This is a genomic window from Longimicrobium sp., assembly GCA_036389795.1.
In the GTDB taxonomy this organism is placed as follows: domain Bacteria; phylum Gemmatimonadota; class Gemmatimonadetes; order Longimicrobiales; family Longimicrobiaceae; genus Longimicrobium.
The window spans coordinates 1-17,338 of sequence record DASVWD010000029.1 but is presented as its reverse complement, the minus strand read 5'-3'; the positions used below and the strand labels follow the sequence as shown (position 1 = coordinate 17,338).

General features: G+C 75.7%; 16 protein-coding genes. All 16 read left to right on the top strand.

Annotation, left to right across the window (positions count from 1 at the left end):
- The coding region (locus VF746_03665) for an NAD(P)-dependent oxidoreductase (protein ID HEX8691513.1) at positions 1-843 on the top strand (843 nt) is incomplete at its 5' end.
- Positions 798-2,033, top strand: a complete 1,236-nt coding sequence (locus VF746_03660; protein ID HEX8691512.1) for a methyltransferase domain-containing protein — start codon at positions 798-800, stop codon at positions 2,031-2,033. The genes VF746_03665 and VF746_03660, both read left to right, overlap by 46 nt.
- Positions 2,017-2,781: a CmcI family methyltransferase gene (locus VF746_03655; protein ID HEX8691511.1), complete on the top strand. Its 765-nt coding sequence runs from the start codon at positions 2,017-2,019 to the stop codon at positions 2,779-2,781. The genes VF746_03660 and VF746_03655 overlap by 17 nt, the downstream gene beginning before the upstream one ends.
- Positions 2,782-2,801: 20 nt before the next feature.
- Positions 2,802-4,079 (top strand): glycosyltransferase family A protein, encoded by a 1,278-nt coding sequence (locus tag VF746_03650; GenBank protein ID HEX8691510.1) that lies wholly within the window; start codon positions 2,802-2,804, stop codon positions 4,077-4,079.
- 21 nt (positions 4,080-4,100) lie between these two features.
- Positions 4,101-5,048, top strand: a complete 948-nt coding sequence (locus VF746_03645; protein HEX8691509.1) for a hypothetical protein — start codon at positions 4,101-4,103, stop codon at positions 5,046-5,048.
- Positions 5,049-5,452: 404 nt separating this feature from the next.
- The gene (locus tag VF746_03640; protein ID HEX8691508.1) at positions 5,453-6,715 is read left to right on the top strand and encodes a glycosyltransferase family 1 protein; all 1,263 of its coding nucleotides are present in this window, start codon (positions 5,453-5,455) and stop codon (positions 6,713-6,715) included.
- 304 nt (positions 6,716-7,019) lie between these two features.
- Complete coding sequence (locus VF746_03635) at positions 7,020-7,982, top strand: class I SAM-dependent methyltransferase (GenBank protein ID HEX8691507.1); 963 nt, start codon at positions 7,020-7,022, stop codon at positions 7,980-7,982.
- Entirely contained in the window at positions 7,979-8,116 is a 138-nt protein-coding gene (locus VF746_03630; protein ID HEX8691506.1) for a hypothetical protein, read from the top strand. The genes VF746_03635 and VF746_03630 overlap by 4 nt, the downstream gene beginning before the upstream one ends.
- 12 nt (positions 8,117-8,128) lie before the next feature.
- Positions 8,129-9,388 (top strand): glycosyltransferase family 4 protein, encoded by a 1,260-nt coding sequence (locus VF746_03625; protein HEX8691505.1) that lies wholly within the window; start codon positions 8,129-8,131, stop codon positions 9,386-9,388.
- Positions 9,388-10,383: a glycosyltransferase family 2 protein gene (locus VF746_03620; protein HEX8691504.1), complete on the top strand. Its 996-nt coding sequence runs from the start codon at positions 9,388-9,390 to the stop codon at positions 10,381-10,383. Before VF746_03625 ends, VF746_03620 begins: the two co-directional genes overlap by 1 nt.
- A gap of 27 nt (positions 10,384-10,410) precedes the next feature.
- Positions 10,411-11,583 carry a glycosyltransferase family 4 protein gene (locus tag VF746_03615; GenBank protein HEX8691503.1) on the top strand — a complete coding sequence of 391 codons (1,173 nt, stop codon included), beginning with the start codon at positions 10,411-10,413 and terminating at the stop codon, positions 11,581-11,583.
- The gene (gene wecB, locus VF746_03610; GenBank protein HEX8691502.1) at positions 11,583-12,761 is read left to right on the top strand and encodes a UDP-N-acetylglucosamine 2-epimerase (non-hydrolyzing); all 1,179 of its coding nucleotides are present in this window, start codon (positions 11,583-11,585) and stop codon (positions 12,759-12,761) included. Before VF746_03615 ends, wecB begins: the two co-directional genes overlap by 1 nt.
- Positions 12,758-13,648, top strand: coding sequence for a class I SAM-dependent methyltransferase (locus VF746_03605; GenBank protein HEX8691501.1), 891 nt, complete (start codon positions 12,758-12,760; stop codon positions 13,646-13,648). Before wecB ends, VF746_03605 begins: the two co-directional genes overlap by 4 nt.
- Positions 13,645-14,676, top strand: a complete 1,032-nt coding sequence (locus tag VF746_03600) for a glycosyltransferase (GenBank protein ID HEX8691500.1) — start codon at positions 13,645-13,647, stop codon at positions 14,674-14,676. Before VF746_03605 ends, VF746_03600 begins: the two co-directional genes overlap by 4 nt.
- A gap of 68 nt (positions 14,677-14,744) precedes the next feature.
- A complete protein-coding gene (locus VF746_03595; protein HEX8691499.1) occupies positions 14,745-16,052 on the top strand; it encodes a hypothetical protein in 1,308 nt (435 codons plus the stop codon).
- An 82-nt stretch (positions 16,053-16,134) separates the two neighbouring features.
- The gene (locus VF746_03590) at positions 16,135-16,929 is read left to right on the top strand and encodes an FkbM family methyltransferase (protein HEX8691498.1); all 795 of its coding nucleotides are present in this window, start codon (positions 16,135-16,137) and stop codon (positions 16,927-16,929) included.
- Positions 16,930-17,338: the final 409 nt, after the last annotated feature.

Here is a 17,338-nt window from a genome sequence, read left to right as displayed (position 1 = left end):
GCGGCCGCGCGCCGGGCGCCGGCCGCGCCGGCCGCGGACGTGCGCTGGCACGCGGCCGACCTGCTGCTCCCCGGCGAGCCGGAGCGGCTGGTGGCGCGGGTGCGCCCCGAACGGCTCCTGCACCTGGCCTGGAGCGTGGAGCCGGGCGCGTTCTGGCGCGCTCCCGAGAACCTGGACTGGGTGGGCGCGAGCCTGGCGCTCGCGCGCGCGTTCGCGGAGCGGGGCGGCCGCCGCGCCGTCTTCGCGGGCACCTGCGCCGAGTACGAGTGGAGCGGCGGCCGCTGCCGGGAGCGGGAGACCCCGCTGGTGCCGGCCACGCTGTACGGCGCGGCGAAGAAGGCGGTGCACGAGGTGGTGGAGGTGTACGCCCGGGAGGCCGGCGTGAGCGCCGCCTGGGGGCGGATCTTCCTCCTCTACGGCCCCCACGAGCCGCCCGGCCGGCTGGTGTCCTCCGTGGCGCGCGCCCTGCTGCTGGGCGAGCCCGCGCCCTGCTCCCGGGGCGGGCAGCTGCGCGACTTCCTGCACGTGGCCGACGTGGCCGGCGCCTTCGCCGCGCTCCTGGAGAGCGGAGTGGAGGGGCCGGTGAACGTCGCCTCGGGCGAGGCGGTGCCGGTCGGCGAGGTGGTGGCGCGCCTGGCGGAGGCCGCCGGCCGCCCCGAGCTGGTGCGCTGGGGCGAGCTGCCGGAGCGCCCCGGCGACCCCGCGCTCCTGGCGGCCGACGTGGCCCGGCTGCGGGGCGAGGTGGGCTGGGCTCCGCGCTACACGCTCGCCCGCGGGCTGGAGGAGACCGTGGCGTGGTGGCGCTCCGAGCTCGCCGGGCGGCGCCCGGGGAGGGCGGCGTGAGCGCGGCCGCGTGCCCGGTGTGCGGGAGCGGCGAGGTGGAGGAGTTCCTCCGCCGCGAGGCCGTCCCCGCGCACCAGAACCTGCTGATGGAGTCCGAGGACGCCGCGCTCGCCGCGCCGCGCGGCGACCTGCGCCTGGCGTGCTGCCCCCGCTGCGGGTTCGTCCACAACCGGGCGTTCGACCCGGGCCGCCTGAGCTACGGCGCCGGGTACGACAACACCCAGACCTGCTCGCCGTCGTTCCGCGCGCACGTGGAGGGGCTGGTGCGGCACCTGGTGGAGGAGCGCGGGGTGCGCGGCTGCCACGTGGTGGAGGTCGGCTGCGGGCAGGGCGACTTCCTGCGGCGGGTGGTGGAGGCGGGCGGCCCGGGGACCACCGGCACCGGCTTCGACCCGGCCTACACGGGGCCGGAGCGCGACCTGGACGGCCGGGTGAGCTTCCAGCGGCGCTTCTACGGGCCCGGGTGCGCCGGCGTCCCGGCCGACGTGGTGGTGTGCCGGCACGTGATCGAGCACGTGCCCGATCCCGTGGGGCTGCTCACGGCCGTGCGCGCCGCGCTCAGAGGCTCGGCCGACGCCCGCGTCTTCTTCGAGACGCCCACGGTGGAGTGGATCCTGCGCAACCGGGTGGTGTGGGACTTCTTCTACGAGCACTGCTCGTACTTCACCGGCCGCTCGCTGGCCGCCGCCTTCGAGGCCGCCGGCTTCGCCGCGCGGGAGGTGCGCCACGTGTTCGGGGGGCAGTACCTCTGGCTGGAGGCCGCGCCGGCGTCCGCCCCCGCGGCCGCGCCGGGCGACGGCGGGGAGGTGCTGCGGCTGGCCCGGGAGTTCGCTGCGGCCGAGCCGGAGGTGCGCGCCGCCTACCACGCGCAGCTGGCCGAGTGGGGCGGGAAGGGCGGCGTGGCGCTCTGGGGGGCCGGGGCCAAGGGGGCCACCCTGGCCGACCTGATCGACCCCGACCGGCGGCTGGTGGCGTGCGTGGTGGACCTGAACCCGCAGAAGCAGGGGCGCTACCTCCCCGGCACCGGCCACCCGATCGTGGACTTCCGCCGCCTGGGCGCGCTGGGGGTGAAGACGGCGGTGCTGATGAACCCGAACTACCGCGCCGAGAACGAGCGGCTCCTCCGCGAGGCGGGGCTGGACGTGGCGCTCACCGAGCTGACGGAGCCCGTGCATGCTGGTAGAGGTTGACGAGCAGGAGGCCACCCTGGTGCACCACACGCCCCAGGGCCCGCGGCAGGTCCCGCTGTACTCCCGCGAGGGGTTCGAGCTGCTGTCGCGCCTGTGGGTGAAGGCGGGGTGGAGCCAGCGCTACTCGTACACCTTCAGCTGGCTGGGCCGCCCGGTGATCCAGCTCCCCGAGGACATGGTCCGCGCGCAGGAGGTGCTGCACCGCGTGCGCCCCGACGTGATCGTGGAGACGGGGGTCGCGCACGGCGGCTCGCTGATCTACTATGCCAGCCTCTGTCGGCTCCTGGGCAAGGGGAGGGTGATCGGGGTGGACATCGAGATCCGCGAGCACAACCGCCGCGCCATCGAGGCGCACGAGATGGCGCCCTGGATCACGCTGGTGGAGGGGAGCTCGACCGACCCGGGGGTGCTGGCGCGGGTGCAGGGGCTGGTCCGCCCCGGCGAGAGCGTGCTGGTGTTCCTGGACTCGAACCACACGCGCGAGCACGTCCTGCGGGAGCTGGAGTGCTACCACGGCCTGGTGAGCCCGGGCTCGTACCTGGTGGCCACCGACGGGATCATGCGCGACCTGCACGACGTTCCCGGCGGCCGGCCGGAGTGGGAGTGGGACAACCCGGCCGCGGCGGCCGAGGAGTTCGCCGGGCGCCACCCCGAGTTCGTGCTGGAGCAGCCGGAGTGGCCGTTCAACGAGAGCCCGTTGCGAGAGGCCGTGACCCACTGGCCCGGCGCGTGGCTCCGGCGGCTCTAGGCGCACGCATGGAGAGGGAGATGGAGAAGGAGGGGCCGAGGCCGCCGCTGCTGGTGGTGATCCCGACGCGCAACCGCGCCGCGCTGGCCGGGCGCGCGCTCGGCTCGGTGCTCGCCTCCGCGGGCGTCGACCTCGCGGTCCTGGTGTCCGACAACTCCACCGACGCGCGGGAGCTCGCGCGGCTGGAGGCGCTCGCCGCCGCCGCGGGCGACCCGCGCGTGCGCTACGTGCGCCCGCCCCGCCCCCTTTCCATGACCGAGCACTGGGCGTGGGCCCTGGAGGAGGGCCTCGCCTGGGCCCGGCCGGAGCGGGTGTCGTTCCTCACCGACCGCATGCTGTTCCGCTCCGGCGGGCTCCGCGCCGCGGCCGACGCCGCGCGCGAGCACCCCGGCCTGGTGCTCTCGTACAACCACACCCGGGTGGTGGACTACCGGCGCCCCGTGATCGTCGAGCACGAGCGCTGGACGGGCTCGGTCTTCCGGCTCTCCCCGGCGCGCCTGCTCGAGATGGTCGCGCGCGGCGCGCCGCACCCCGCGCTCCCCCGGATGCTGAACTGCCTGGTGCCGGTGGGCGTGCTGGAGCGGGTGCGGCGCCGCTTCGGCTCGGTGTTCTCCTCGGTGGCCCCCGACATCAACTTCTGCTTCCGCTGCCTGGCGGTGGAAGACGAGATCGCGTACCTGGACCGCTCGCTCCTGGTGCACTACGCGCTGGCGCGCAGCAACGGCACCAGCATGAACCGCGGCCTCCGCACCCGCGACCACGCGGACTTCATCCGCCACCTCCCCACCGACGTCTGCGCGGCCGCGCCGATCCCCGAGGTGCACACGGCGGGGAACGTGCTGATGCACGAGTACAACGTGGTCCGCGCCGAGGCGGGCGGCGGCGGGTTCCCGCCGATCGAGATGCCCGGCTACCTGCGGATGCTCGCGGCCGAGGTCGCGCTGATCGAGGACCGCGAGGCGCGCCGCGCCGGCGAGGCCGTCCTGCGCGCCCACGGCTGGCGGCCCGCCGCCGCGGAGATCGGCCCCCTCACGCTCCCGCGCCTGGCCCGGGCGGGAGTCCGGCGGCTCGTCCGCTGGATGCCGGGGGAGCTGGCGGAGCCGGTGGTGCACGGGCTCTCCCGCGCGCTGGGGGGCCGGGTGGCGCCCGGGCGGGTCCGCTTCGGCTTCCTCACCTCGCGGGGGGCGGTGGCCCACGCGGTCCGGACCGAGCCGCCCCGGCAGGCCGAGGCACCCGAGGTCCTCCAGCCGGCGCTGCGCCGCGCCGGCCCGGAAGCGGCGGGCCTGCGGACGGCGTGACGAGCGCAACCTTCGACAGACATGTCTCTCAAGTCCTATCTGTCCCACCGCGCCAACCCGATCCGCGCCTGGCTCGCGGCGCCCGCCGCCCGGCGGCAGGAGGCGGTGGAGACGCACCTGATGTTCATCCGCGAAGCGCTGGGCCGGATCGAGGCGCGGCAGACGGCCGAGCGCGCGGGCCAGAGCCTGTGGGAGAACGAATTCAAGGTATACTCCCAGTGGGGCGAGGACGGGATCATCCAGTTCCTCGTCCGCACCGTGCCGGTCGCGAACCGGGTCTTCGTCGAGTTCGGGGTCGAGAACTATACGGAAGCCAACACCCGGTTCCTGCTGGTGAGCGACGGCTGGAGCGGGCTGGTCATGGATGGCGACGCGGACCAGATCGGCGAGGTGAAGAGGAGCCGCGAGTACTGGATGTACAACCTGAAGGCCGTGCACGCCTTCGTGACGCGCGACAACATCAACTCGCTCCTGGCCGAGAACGGGCTCTCCGGCGAGATCGGCCTCCTCTCCATCGACATCGACGGCAACGACTACTGGATCTGGGAGGCGATCCGCGTGGTGGAGCCGACCATCGTGGTGGTGGAGTACAACTACCGCTTCGGGCCCGAGGCGGCGGTCACCATCCCCTACGCCGACGACTTCAACCGCTTCTCGGCGCACCCTTCGCGGATCTACTACGGAGCGTCGCTGCGCGCGCTGTGCCTGCTCGCCGAGCGCAAGGGGTACGACTTCGTCGGCTGCGGCCGCAACGGCGTGAACGCCTTCTTCGTCCGCAAGGACAGGAGGCCTTCCTCCCTCCCCGCGCTCTCCGCCGCCGAGGGGTACGTCCCGGGGACCTTCGCGGAGCCCCAGGAGCGGGACGGCGAGAAGGTGCGCCTGCGCTTCGAAGAAGAGATCGAGCTGCTGCGGAGCCTGGACCTCCCGCTGGTGAACGTGGAGCGCATGGACGGGGGGCGGGAGGGCTGAGCCGCGCACGACGGGAGCAGGGGTGTCTCCCGCGCTCCGCGCGCTCGGCGGTCCCGTTCGCGGCGGAAGCACGGACGACGCATGAGCGGGAGCGGTCGCGGCCGGGGCGCGTGACGGGGTGCGTCGCGGCGCTCGGCGCCGCCGCGAGGGGTCTTCGGGCGGATGGGAGTCTGCCGCGTCCCCACTCGCCGCGACCGGCTCTGAGGCGGGGCGGAAAGCTCTCGCGCGGAGCAGCCGGGTGCACCGGGGAGGTCCCGGCCCGTGCCGTCCCGGCCGGCGAGGTCCGGGCGCTCAGGGAAGGCCGGTCCGGAATGCGCCCCTCGCGACCGTCCCGGGCCGGGGCCGTGCGGGGAGGAGGTCGCGGCGCCGCGCGGGCGGGACCCGGCAGGAGAGAACGGACGTCCATGCGCGTAGTCTACGACATTTCCGTCCTGGGGCAGGGGCACGCCTCCCCCGGGTACCGGACGGGGCTCTTCCGGGCGGTCGAGTCCGTGGCGCGGGGGCTGGCGGACTCCGGAGCGTGCGAGCTGGCCTTCAGCGCGCTGCACTCCGACCGCACCGCCCTCGACGCGTCCGAGTACCTGCGGACGGCGGCGTTTCCGGGCGAGCCCGCCCTGGTGCCGCCGCACGCGGCGCACGGGGCCGTGGAGGGGATGATCCGGGCCTACCGCTCGCTCATGCGGCGGACCGGGGCCCCCCTCGCCGCGCGGGTGGCGCGCCGGCTGCTGCGGCACGCCATCCCGCTGGCCGAGACGGCGCTCGGGATGGCCGCGCCTGTCCACGTGCCCCCGTGCGACGTCTTCCACTCGCCCCGCTTCCCGCTCCCCCGCCGGGGGCGGACCGGGCGGGCCGCGCGCGTCCTCACCGTCTACGACCTGATCCCGCTCCGGCTGCCGCGGCTGTATCCGGGGTCCATCATCGCCGAGATGGAGAGGATCGTCCGCAGCCTGCGGCCGGACGACTGGGCGCTGGTGATCTCGGACTGGACGCGCGCGGACCTGTGCGAGCACCGCCCGGATCTGGACCCGTCGCGCGTCTCCGTCACGCACCTGGCGGCGGACCCGGCGCTCTTCCACCGGGTGGAAGACGCGGAGAAGGTGGCCGAGGTGCGCGCCCGCTACGGCATCCCGGCGGGGCCGTACCTGCTGAGCCTGAACACGGCGGACCCCCGCAAGAACATGGGGCGGGCGCTCGCCGCCTTCGCGCGCGCCGTGGAGGCGGAGCGGGTCCCGCACTCGTTCGTGCTGGTGGGGTACAGGTCCGCGGCGCTGGAGCGGCTGCTGGAGCAGGGCGCCGCGCGGGGCCGGGTGCACCTCGCCGGCTACGTGGCGGACGGCGACCTGGCGGCGCTGTACAGCGGCGCCACCGCGTTCGTCTTCCCCTCGCTGTACGAGGGGTTCGGGCTCCCGCCGCTGGAGGCGATGCGGTGCGGGGTGCCCGTGATCGCCTCGAGCACCACCTCGCTCCCCGAGGTGGTGGGCGACGCGGGGATCCTGGTGGACCCGGCCGACACCGACGCGCTGGCCGACGCCATCGCGCGGGTGTGCCGCGACGACGGCCTGCGGCAGTGCCTGCGGGAGAAGGCGCTCCTCCGCGCGGCCGCGTTCAGCTGGGAGCGGAGCGTCGCGCAGACGCTGGCCGCCTACCGCGCGGCGCTCGGCGGCTGATGCCGGTCCGGGAAGTCACGCCACTCCTGCCTGGCACCGTTCCGGCTCCGCCTTCGGTCGCAGAGATCGGGATCGCCGTCCGGTCCAGGCTTTCCCGGGCAGGTAGACGTACGTCGTTCCTGGACGATGCTCGGCGGCCGGGATCAGCCGCGAACCGGTCCGGCGCCGGTCGGAAGCCAGGCGCCGGGCTGCGCCGGGCGTGGCGCGGCCGTTGCGCCGGGGCGCGCGTGGTGCCAGAATCTCCGCCGCGCGGCGGCCGTTCCTGTCGAGCCGGTCCGCGCCGCTCCACCCGTTCCCCGGTCCCGTGAACTGGAAGAGGATCCCCGCGGCGCTCGCCCGGCGGGCGCGGCGCGCGGGCGCCGCGGCGGTGCCCGCGGCCGCGACCGGGCTGTACCGGCTCCGCCGCGCGGCCGGCCGGCTCGCCGGGGCCGCCGACCCGCCGCTCCCGGCCGGCCCGCTGGTCTCGTCGGTCTGCCGCCAGGCGCAGCTGGAGTCGGAGGCGTTCCGGGCCTGGGCGGCGCGGATGAAGGAGCCCCCGCGCAGCCACCGCAAGACGTGGGAGTTCTGCTACATCGCCCAGGCGCTCTTCGAGCGGGGGCTGCTGCGGCCGGGCGCCCGCGGGCTCGGCTTCGCGGTGGGGCGCGAGCCGCTCCCGGCGCTCTTCGCGTCGTTCGGGTGCGAGATCGTGGCCACCGACCTGGACGAGGCCTCCGCCCGCCGGGCGGGATGGGTGGACACGGGGCAGCACGCGGCCACGCTCGCGGTGCTCAACGAGCGGGGGCTCTGCCCGCCGGACGAGTTCGCGGAGCGGGTCTCCTTCCGCGTGGTCGACATGAACGCGATCCCCGACGACCTGCGGGGCTTCGACTTCGTCTGGTCGTCGTGCTCGCTGGAGCACCTGGGCTCGCTGGCGGCGGGGGAGGCGTTCGTCCACCGCGCCATGGAGTGCCTGCGGCCGGGCGGGGTGGCGGTGCACACCACGGAGTACAACGCGGCCTCCAACCGCTTCACGGTGGAGCGCGGGCCGTCGGTGATCTTCCGCCGCCGCGACGTGGAGCGGATCGGCGAACGGCTCGTGGCCGCGGGGCACGAGATCACCCTGGACTTCACCGAGGGAGCCTGCGCGATGGACTACGTGGTGGACGTGCCCCCCTACCGCCTGGAGCCGCACCTCAAGCTCCTGCTGGAGGGGTTCGTCTCCACCTCGATCGGGCTGATCGTCCGCAAGGCCCCCGCGGCGGCCCTCGCGAGCCCGTGCGCCGCGTGAGCCGGCCCGGGCGCACGGGCGGGCGCGGGGCGCGCGGAGCCGCGCTTCCCGCCACCGGCGGCACCGGTTCCATCCGCCAGGCCGCGGCGTGGAAGCCGGCCGGCGCGCGCGCCGCCGGCATCGACCGGCTCTAGGCGGCCATCCGTATGCGCATCGCGGTGTGGCACAACCTGCCCAGCGGCGGCGGCAAGCGCGCGCTTTTCGACCACGTGCGGGGGCTCGTCCGGCGCGGGCACCGGGTGGAGGGCTGGACGCTGGACACGGCCGACCCGGAGTACCTCCCGCTCGGCGAGCTGGTCCCCGAGCACGTGGTGCCGCTGGAGCACCGGCCGTTCCGGCTCCCGGGGACGCTGGGCGCCGTGGCGGCGCGCTGGCCCGACCTGCGGCGGCGGATGGCGGCCATGGAGCGCGCCTGCCGGCGCACGGCCGAAGAGATCCACGCCGGGGGCTTCGACGTGCTGCTGGCGGGCCCGTGCCGGCTCTTCGGGATGCCGTTCCTCGTCCGCCACCTCCGCGTCCCCTCGGTGGTGTACCTGCAGGAGCCCAACCGCTACCTGTACGAGGCCGGGCTCCTGGGCGAGGCGCCGCTCCCCTGGATCGGGACGGCGCGCGGGGGGGTGGTGCGGGAGAAGCGCCTCGGCCGTTTCCTGGCCGACGCGGTGCAGTGGCAGGTGCTGCGCTCGATGGCCCGCGAGGAGTGGCTGAACGCGCGGGCGTGCACCGCGCTGCTGGTGAACTCGTACTACAGCCGCGAGGCGGTGGCGCGCAGCTACGGGGTGGACGCCCGGGTGTGCCCCCTGGGCGTCGACACGGAGCGCTTCCGCCATTTGGGGCTGGAGCGCGGCCGCTTCGTGGCGGGGCTCGGCTCGTTCGACCGCATCAAGGGGGTGGACCTGGCGGTGCGCGCGCTGGCGCTCCTCCCCGAGCCGCGGCCCCCGCTGGTGTGGATCGCCAACTCCGGCGACGGCGCCTACCGCGAGGAGACGGCGCGCCTGGCGGAAGAGCTCGGCGTGCGCCTGGAGGTGCGCATGCGGGTGCCCGAGGCCGAGCTGGTGGAGACGCTGAACCGGGCCGCGCTGCTCCTCTACACGTCGCGCCTGGAGCCGTTCGGGTACGCCCCGCTGGAGGCGAACGCCTGCGGCGCGCCGGTGGTGGCGGCCGCCGAGGCGGGGGTGCGCGAGACGGTCCGCGACGGGGTGAACGGGCTCTTGGTGGAGCGCGAGCCGGCGGCGCTCGCGGCGGCCGTCCGCCGGCTCCTGGACGACCCCTGCCTGGCGCGCCGGCTGGGGGAGCAGGGGGAGCGCCACGTGCGCGAGGAGTGGAGCCTGGAGCGCGCCATCGACCGCATCGAGGCGGAGCTGCGCTCGGCCGCGGCCCGGCCGGGCGCGCCCGCGGGGGTGGAGTGATGGGCGCAGGGAACGTCCGGCTCTCGGTGGCGATGTGCACGTACAACGGCGCCGCCTACCTGGCCCGGCAGCTGGAGAGCATCGCCGGGCAGACGCGCCCGCCCGACGAGCTGGTGGTGTGCGACGACGCCTCGACCGACCGCACCGCGGAGATCGTGCGGGGCTTCGCGGCCGGCGCCCCCTTCCCGGTGCGCCTCACGGTCAACGAGCGCAACCTGGGCACGGTCGGGAACTTCGAGCAGGCGATCCGCCTCTGCCGGGGCGAGGTGATCGCGCTGGCCGACCAGGACGACGTGTGGCTCCCGGAGAAGCTGGCGCGGAGCGAGGCGGCGCTCGCGGCCGACCCGGAAGCCGGGCTGGTGTTCACCGACGCGCTGGTGGTCGACGAGGAGCTGAAGCCCCTGGGGTACCGGCTCTGGGAGCCGTGCTTCGGTCGCTCGGCGCAGCGGCGGGTGCGGCGCGGCCGCGCGCTCGCGATGCTGTGCTCCAACAACTTCGTGACCGGCGCCACCCTGGCCTTCCGCGCGCGCTACCGCGACCTGGTGCTCCCGATCCCGACGGGCACCCGGTGGATCCACGACGGGTGGATCGCGGCGCTGATCGCGGCGGTGGCCCGGCTGGCCTTCATCGACGAGCCGCTGATGCTCTACCGGCGCCACGCGGCGCAGCAGGTGGGGGCGCCGCCGCCCGGGCAGAGCCGGGACTCGCTCGCCGAGCGGATCGCCGACGCCCGGCGCGCGCAGGCGGAGCACTTCCTGGCGCTGGCGCGGAGCACCGAGCCGCTGCGCGAGCGGCTGCTCGCGCGCGGCCACCTCTACCCGACCGGCGCGGCCCTGGCCCGCCTGGAGGAGCGGACGCGGAACCTCCAGGCGCGGGCGGCGCTGCCGTCCTCGCGCGCGCGGCGCGTGCCGCGGGTGGCCCGGGAGCTCTTCTCGCTCCGCTATCACCGCTATGCCAGCGGCTTCCTCAGTGCGGCCCGGGACCTGCTCGTCTGACCGGGCCCGCCCGGGCGGGGGGGCGGCGTGAGGATCGCCGTCGTCTCCACCATGGCGGGCACTCCCTGGGGAGGGAGCGAGGAGCTCTGGGCGGCCATGGCCGAGGCCGCCCTGGCCGACGGCCACCAGGTCGCGGTCTTCGTCCCCCGCTGGCCCGGGATCCCGCCGCGGCTCGCCGCCTTGGCCGCGCGGGGCGCCCGGGTGCACCGGAGGGCCCGCCGCTCGGCCCGGCGCCTGGCCGAGGAGCTCGCCGGCCGGGTGCTCCGCCGCCCGGCGCGGCTGCCGGTGCCGCTCTCCGCGGGGCCGTTCCGGGCGCTGCCGCGCTTCCGTCCCGACGCGGTGCTGCTGAGCGAGGGGGGCCTGTACTCGTTCCCCCAGGTCGGCGAGGTGTGCGGGTGGCTGGAGTCGTCCGGCACCCCGTTCGTCGCCGTCTGCCAGGCGCTCCTGGACGGGACGCACCTGGCCGACGGCCCCCGGGTGCGCGCCGCGGAGTTCTACGCCCGCGCGCACCGCGTGGCGTTCGTGGCGCGGGGGAACCTGGAGAGCGCGCGGCGGCAGCTCGCGGCTCCGCTCGCCAACGCGGTCGTGGTGCGCAACCCGGTGAACCTGGCCGACCTCTCGCCGGTGCCCTGGCCCCCCGCCGGGCCGGCCCGGCTGGCCAGCGTGGGCCGCCTGAGCGTCCCGCTCAAGGGCCAGGACCTGCTCCTGGAGGCGCTGGCCGGCGCCGCGTGGCGGGAGCGCGACTGGCGCCTGTCGCTCTTCGGGGCGGGGGAGGACGAGGGCTACCTGCGCGCGCTGGCGCGGCACCTGGGGGTGGAGGAGCGGGTCGCCTTCCGCGGCCAGGTGGCGGACGTGCGCGGGATCTGGGCGGAGAGCGAGCTGCTGGTGATGCCCTCGCGGGGCGAGGGGACCCCGCTGGCGCTGGTGGAGGCCATGCTCTGCGGCCGGCCCGCCGTGGTCACCGACGTGGGCGGCAACGCCGAGTGGGTGACGGAGGGGGAGACGGGATTCGTCGCCGAGGCCGCCACGGTGCGCTCGTTCGGCGCGGCGCTGCAGCGGGCGTGGGCGGCGCGGCGCGAGTGGCCGGAGCTGGGCGCTCGGGCCCGCGGTGCCGCGCTCGGGCTGTACGACCCGGCGCCGGAGCGGACGCTCCTGAAGCTGGTCCTCGAAGCCGCGGGCCGTTCCGGGAAAGGGAGTTGATGCGCGCGATGCTGGTGGCGGGCGCCCGCCCGAACTTCATGAAGGTGGCCCCGCTGCTCCCCGCCCTCGGGCGGACGGGGGCCGAGGCGGTGCTGGTCCACACCGGGCAGCACTACGACGGGCAGATGTCGGACGCCTTCTTCCAGGACCTGGCGATCCCCCCGCCCGACTTCCACCTGGGGGTGGGGTCGGGGAGCCACGCGCGGCAGACCGCCCGCATCATGGAGGCGTTCGAGCCGGTGCTGCTCGAGGTGCGCCCCGACTGGGTGGTGGTGGTGGGCGACGTGAACTCCACGCTGGCGTGCGCGCTGGTGGCGGCGAAGCTCAAGGAGGAGGCGGGCTGCCGCGTGGCGCACGTCGAGGCGGGGCTGAGGAGCGGCGACTGGCGGATGCCCGAGGAGGTCAACCGCGTGCTCACCGACCGCCTCTCCGACCTGCTGCTCACCCCCAGCCGCGACGCGCTGGGGAACCTGGTGGCCGAGGGGATCCCGGCGGAGCGCGTGGTGTTCGCCGGCAACGTGATGATCGACACCCTGCTCATGCAGCTCCCCGCCGCGCGCGCCCGGCGCGCCCCGGAGCGGCTGGGGCTGGAGCCCGGCGGCTACGCCGTGGTGACGCTGCACCGGCCCTCCACGGTCGACGACCCCGGCGCGCTCGCCGCGGCGCTGGAGGGGCTCGCCCGCGTGGCCCGCGAGGTGCCCGTGGTCTTCCCCATGCACCCGCGCACCTGCCAGCGCGTGCGGGCGCACGGCCTGGCCTCGCTGCTGGGGCCGCTCCGGGTGCTGGAGCCGCTCGGCTACCACGAGATGCTGGGGCTGGTGGACGGCGCCCGCGTGGTGCTCACCGACTCGGGGGGGCTGCAGGAGGAGACCACCGCGCTGGGGGTGCCGTGCGTGACGCTGCGCGAGCAGACCGAGCGCCCCGTCACCCTCGCCGAGGGGACGAACCGGCTGGCCCCCTGGCCGCTCTCCGCCGACGGGGTGCTCGCCTCGTTCGCCGCGGCGGCCGCCGAGCCGCGGCGGGAGCCGGGGAGCCGCTGCCCCGAGGGGTGGGACGGGCGCGCCGCCGAGCGGATCGCGGCGGCCTTGACGGCCCGCGCGGTTCGGCCTCTCTTCAGCGCGTCCGCCGCGGGCCCGGCCGCCGGCGGAGGAACCCCGAGCGAGCAGCCACCCGCATGACCGACCCCGTGACCCCGACTTCCGCGCCGCTCCTGCGCGCCGTGGGCAGCCGCCTGCACGCCGTGCGGCTCCGCCTCCGCTCGCTGCCGCCGCGCACGCGCCGGCAGAAGCACGACCTGCTCGCCTCCGCGCCGCTCGGCGAGGCCGAGCGCGCCCTGCTGCGCGGGGTGGACAGCCGGATCTCCCACCGCGACGGGATGTACCTGGGCGACGGGCGGCACTACTTCGGGGCCGGCCTATCCGCCCTGCGCTGCGTCGAGGCGGCGCTCGAGGCGGCGGGCGCCGCGCGGGTCGAGCGGATCCTGGACCTGCCCTGCGGCCACGGCCGGGTGCTGCGCTTCCTGGTCCGCCGCTTCCCCGGGGCCCGGGTCACCGCCTGCGACCTCGACCGCGATGGGGTGGACTTCTGCGCGGCGAGGTTCGGCGCGCGCCCCGCGTACTCGGTGCCCGACTTCGACCGGCTGGAGCTGGACGGGCCCTTCGACCTGGCCTGGTGCGGCTCGCTCGTCACCCACCTGGACGCCGCCCCGATCGCGGCGCTGCTGCGCTTCTTCGCCCGCCACCTGGCGCCGGGAGGGGTGGTGGTGTTCACGGCCCACGGCGAGCGGGGCGCGGAGGAGATCGGCGCCTCGGGGTACGGCCTGCTCCCCGAAGCCGCGCGGGGGGCGCTCGCGTCGTACCGCGCGGGCGGGTTCGGGTACGCGGACTACCCCGGCCAGGCCGGCTACGGGATCTCGCTGACCTCGCGCGACTGGGTGCGGGCCGAGGTGGAGCGGGCCGGCCTGCGGGAGGCGTTCTTCCGCGCGGCCGGCTGGGACGCCCACCAGGACGTGTACGGGCTCACCCGGGCGGACGCGGGCGCCGCGCCGGCGCGGGCGGCGCGATGACGGGCCGCGCAGCGACCGCCGACGGGGCCGCGGCGAGCGGGGCCGCCGGGTCCGGGCCGCCCCTGGTGTCGGTGGTGGTGACCACGCGCGACCGCCACGACAGCCTGGAGCGGATGCTGGCCTCGCTGGCGCGCCAGACGTACCCGCGGCTGGAGACGATCGTCTACGACGACGCCTCGGACCCGCCGGTCCGGGGCGCGCCCGGCGTCACCCTGCTGCGCCGCGACGAGCCGCACGGCGCCTGCTACGGCCGCAACCGCTGCTTCGAGAAGGCGCAGGGCGAGTTCGTGCTCACCCTCGACGACGACGTGGAGCTCGAGGACCCCGGGCTGATCGCCAGGGCGGTGGAGCTGGCCGAGCGCCACCCCGACGTGGCGATGCTGATGTTCCGCGAGGTGCGCCCCGACGGGGTCTACACCAACACCCCGCCGGGCCCCGAGGGCGCGGCGCTGCAGATCACCAAGCCCGGGTTCTACGGGTGCCTGATCCGCACCGGCGCGCTCCGGCGGGTGGGGATGTACCTGGTGGAGGAGTTCGACTACTGCGAGGAAGAGGTGGAGCTGGCCATCCGGCTGCTGGACGCGGGGCTGCGCATCGTGTACGTGCCCTGGCTCTCCCTCTGCCACCACGGCGACGAGCGGACCCGCGACTGGCGCCGCCGCTTCCGGCTGACGGCGCGCAACACCATGCTCACCGCCCTGCTGCGCTACCCGCTGCGCGACCTCCCGCGCGGGCTGGCCGGCCCGGTGCGGATGTTCTGCAGGCGGCCGCCGGTCGACGGGCGGCGGGACTGGCTCGGGCTGGCGTGGATCGCCTGGCACCTCCTGGCGAAGGTGCCGTTCGCACTGCGCCACCGCGCTCCGATCCGCCACGCCACGCTCGTGCGGCACCGCCAGATCTTCGACCGCCCGGTGCCCGTGGAGCTCGCCCCCGCGCCCGGGGAGCCGCGGGCGGGGCCGGCCCCCGGGGCCCGCCCGCCGGGGGGGCCGCAGGGCGGGAGTGTCGCCACCTCCCGGGCCGGCCGTTAGAATAGGAACCGCCGGATGGCCCGCCGCCGTCCACGCCACCGACGCCTTCGCCGCAGGAGTGCCGATTCATGGTGCCGAAGTTCCACCGTCTCGCCGCGCCGGGGCTGGCGATCGCCCTCCTGGCCGCCTGCGACTCCGCCACGGGGGCCTCGCTCCCCGACGGCCCCCCGGTCGTCCAGGTCGACTTCGCCCAGGGCGGGGTGACGGCCCGCTCGATGGTGGGGTTCCTGCACGCCATGATCCCCGGGTCTCCGCCCGACTCGATGGTCGTCCCGCTGCGGCCGGCGCTGTGGCGCACGCCCGACCCGGCCTACGGAGCGCGCGCGATGGGGTTCGGGGCCCGCTGGGTCCTCCTGATGAGCGACCTGTGGGGGTATCCGGCCACGGGGTGGACGCCGCCGTACCAGGACTGGGCGGCCTGGGAGGCGCGCGTGCGCGAGATCGCGCAGGCCACGCGCGGGCAGCCGATCGTCTACGACATCTGGAACGAGCCCGACCAGGTGGACTTCTGGCGGGGCACGGAGGCGCAGTTCTACGAGACGTTCCGCCGGGCCGAGCGCGTGCTGCGCGAGGAGCTCGGGCCCGGCGCGGTGGTGTCCGGCCCCGGCTACGCGCACTTCGGCGAGTCCAAGATCCGCGACTTCCTGCGCAACATCCGCCAGCGGGGCGGCAGGGTGGACGTCCTGTCGTGGCACGAGTTCCTCGCCGACGGCGAGCTCCCCGCCATCCAGAGCCACCTGCAGACGGCCCGGCGCGAGTTCCTCAACAACTCCGCCTACCGGGCGATGGGGCTGAGCGAGATCCAGGTGCAGGAGGTGGGCTCGGTCGACGCGCAGTACCAGCCCAGCACCGTGCTGGCGTCCTTCTACTTCCTGGAGGCGGGGGGGGCGGACGCGGCCGCGCGCGCCTGCTGGCTGCCGTGCTGGGACAACACGCTCAGCAACCTGCTGACCCCCGCGGGAGAGCCGCGGGCCGTGTGGTGGGCGCACCAGGCGTACGCGTCCACGCTCGACGCCCGCATCACCAGCGAGACGAACGACCCCCGCCTGGTGACGTTCGCCAGCCGGGGCTCCGACGGCGTCCCCGCCCGGGTGGTCGTCTCGCACTTCGGCCTGCGCGCCAACTCGCCCCCGCTGGACGTCACGCTGGAGCTGGCCAACCTGCGGATGCTGGCGCCGTCCGGGGGGACCGGGCAGTTCCGCGTCCGGGTCAGCCAGATCCCCTCCACGGGCCCGCAGCCGCTCCTGGCGCTCCCCGTGCTCGCCGACACCGTGGTGACCGCCGTGGCCGACTCCGTGGTCAGGGTGCCGCTCCCGGCCTTCGCGGTCGACGAGGGGAGGGTGATCACCATCGCGCCGGAGCCGGCGGCGCCGTAGCCGCGGGCCGCGGCGGGCCCGCCGCACCGTGCGGCCGCACACGCCGGAGACGCCGTACCGAGACGAGACAGGTTTTGCGGACGTGAACTTTACCAGGATCCCCTACCGGAGCGTCGGCGGGCGGCTGCTCCGGCTTCCGTTGAAGCTCCTCCCCTCGCGGGCGGTCGTCCCGATCCTGCAGGGACCCCTGCGCGGGATGCGGTGGACGGTGGGCTCGGGCGACCACGGCTGCTGGCTCGGCCGCTACGAGCAGCACAAGCAGGTGCTCGTGCGCGAGATCGTGCGCCCCGGCTCCGTGGTCTACGACCTGGGGGCGCACGTCGGCTTCTTCACCCTGCTCTTCTCCCGGCTCGCCGGGCCGGGGGGGAGGGTGGTGGCCTTCGAGCCCGCGCCGCGGAACCTGCGCTACCTGCGCGACCACCTCCGCCAGAACCGGATCGGCAACGTCACCGTGGTCGAGGCCGCCGTCTCGAACTCGGCGGGGGAGATCCACTTCGACCCGGAGCCCGCCAACCCCAAGGGGTTCCAGGGGCACGTGGCGGAGGAGGGGGCGCTCACCGTCCGGTCGGTGCGCCTGGACGACCTGGTGCGGCAGGGGACGATCCCTCCGCCGGACTACATCAAGATCGACGTGGAGGGCGCCGAGGCCGAGGTGCTGCGGGGCGCCGCGGAGCTCCTGCGCGAGTCGCGTCCCACGCTCTTCCTGGCCACCCACGGCAGGGAGGTCCAGGCCGAGTGCCTGGACCTCCTGCGCGGGCACGGCTACCGCGTGGAGCACGTGGCCGACGACCCCAACGAGCTGCTTGCCACGCCCGGGGCGCGGCGCCCGCCCGGCCCCCCGCCCCGGATGGCCCCGGCCGCGATCCTTCCGCGGTGACGCGGGAGCGGGCATCGCTCGGGCATCCGTCCTGAAAAAGTCTCATACCATCTCCCGGAATCGGCTGTGCATTCTTCGCGACACCTGCAACACAGGAAGAAGTCATCCTGAGGGAGCGTCCTCACGAGACTTTCCTCCGCTCCAGAGGTTGGACGCGACCGAAGGATCTACTCTCCATGTCTGGTGGCCGGGGATCATGCGGGGAAGCCGGCCTCGCGTAGGGGTAGGTAGATCCTTCGGTCGCCGCCAGGCATCGATGCCGGGGGCAGGTTCGGCGCAGCGGCTCCCTGAATAGAAACTACCTGGCTCGTGCGCTGTGACGGGCTTCGGTGCTCGCCGCGGGTAGCCCCCCTCCCCGGCCCTCCCCCCGCTGCGCGGTGGGAGGGAGAACTACAACCCCGTTTCATCC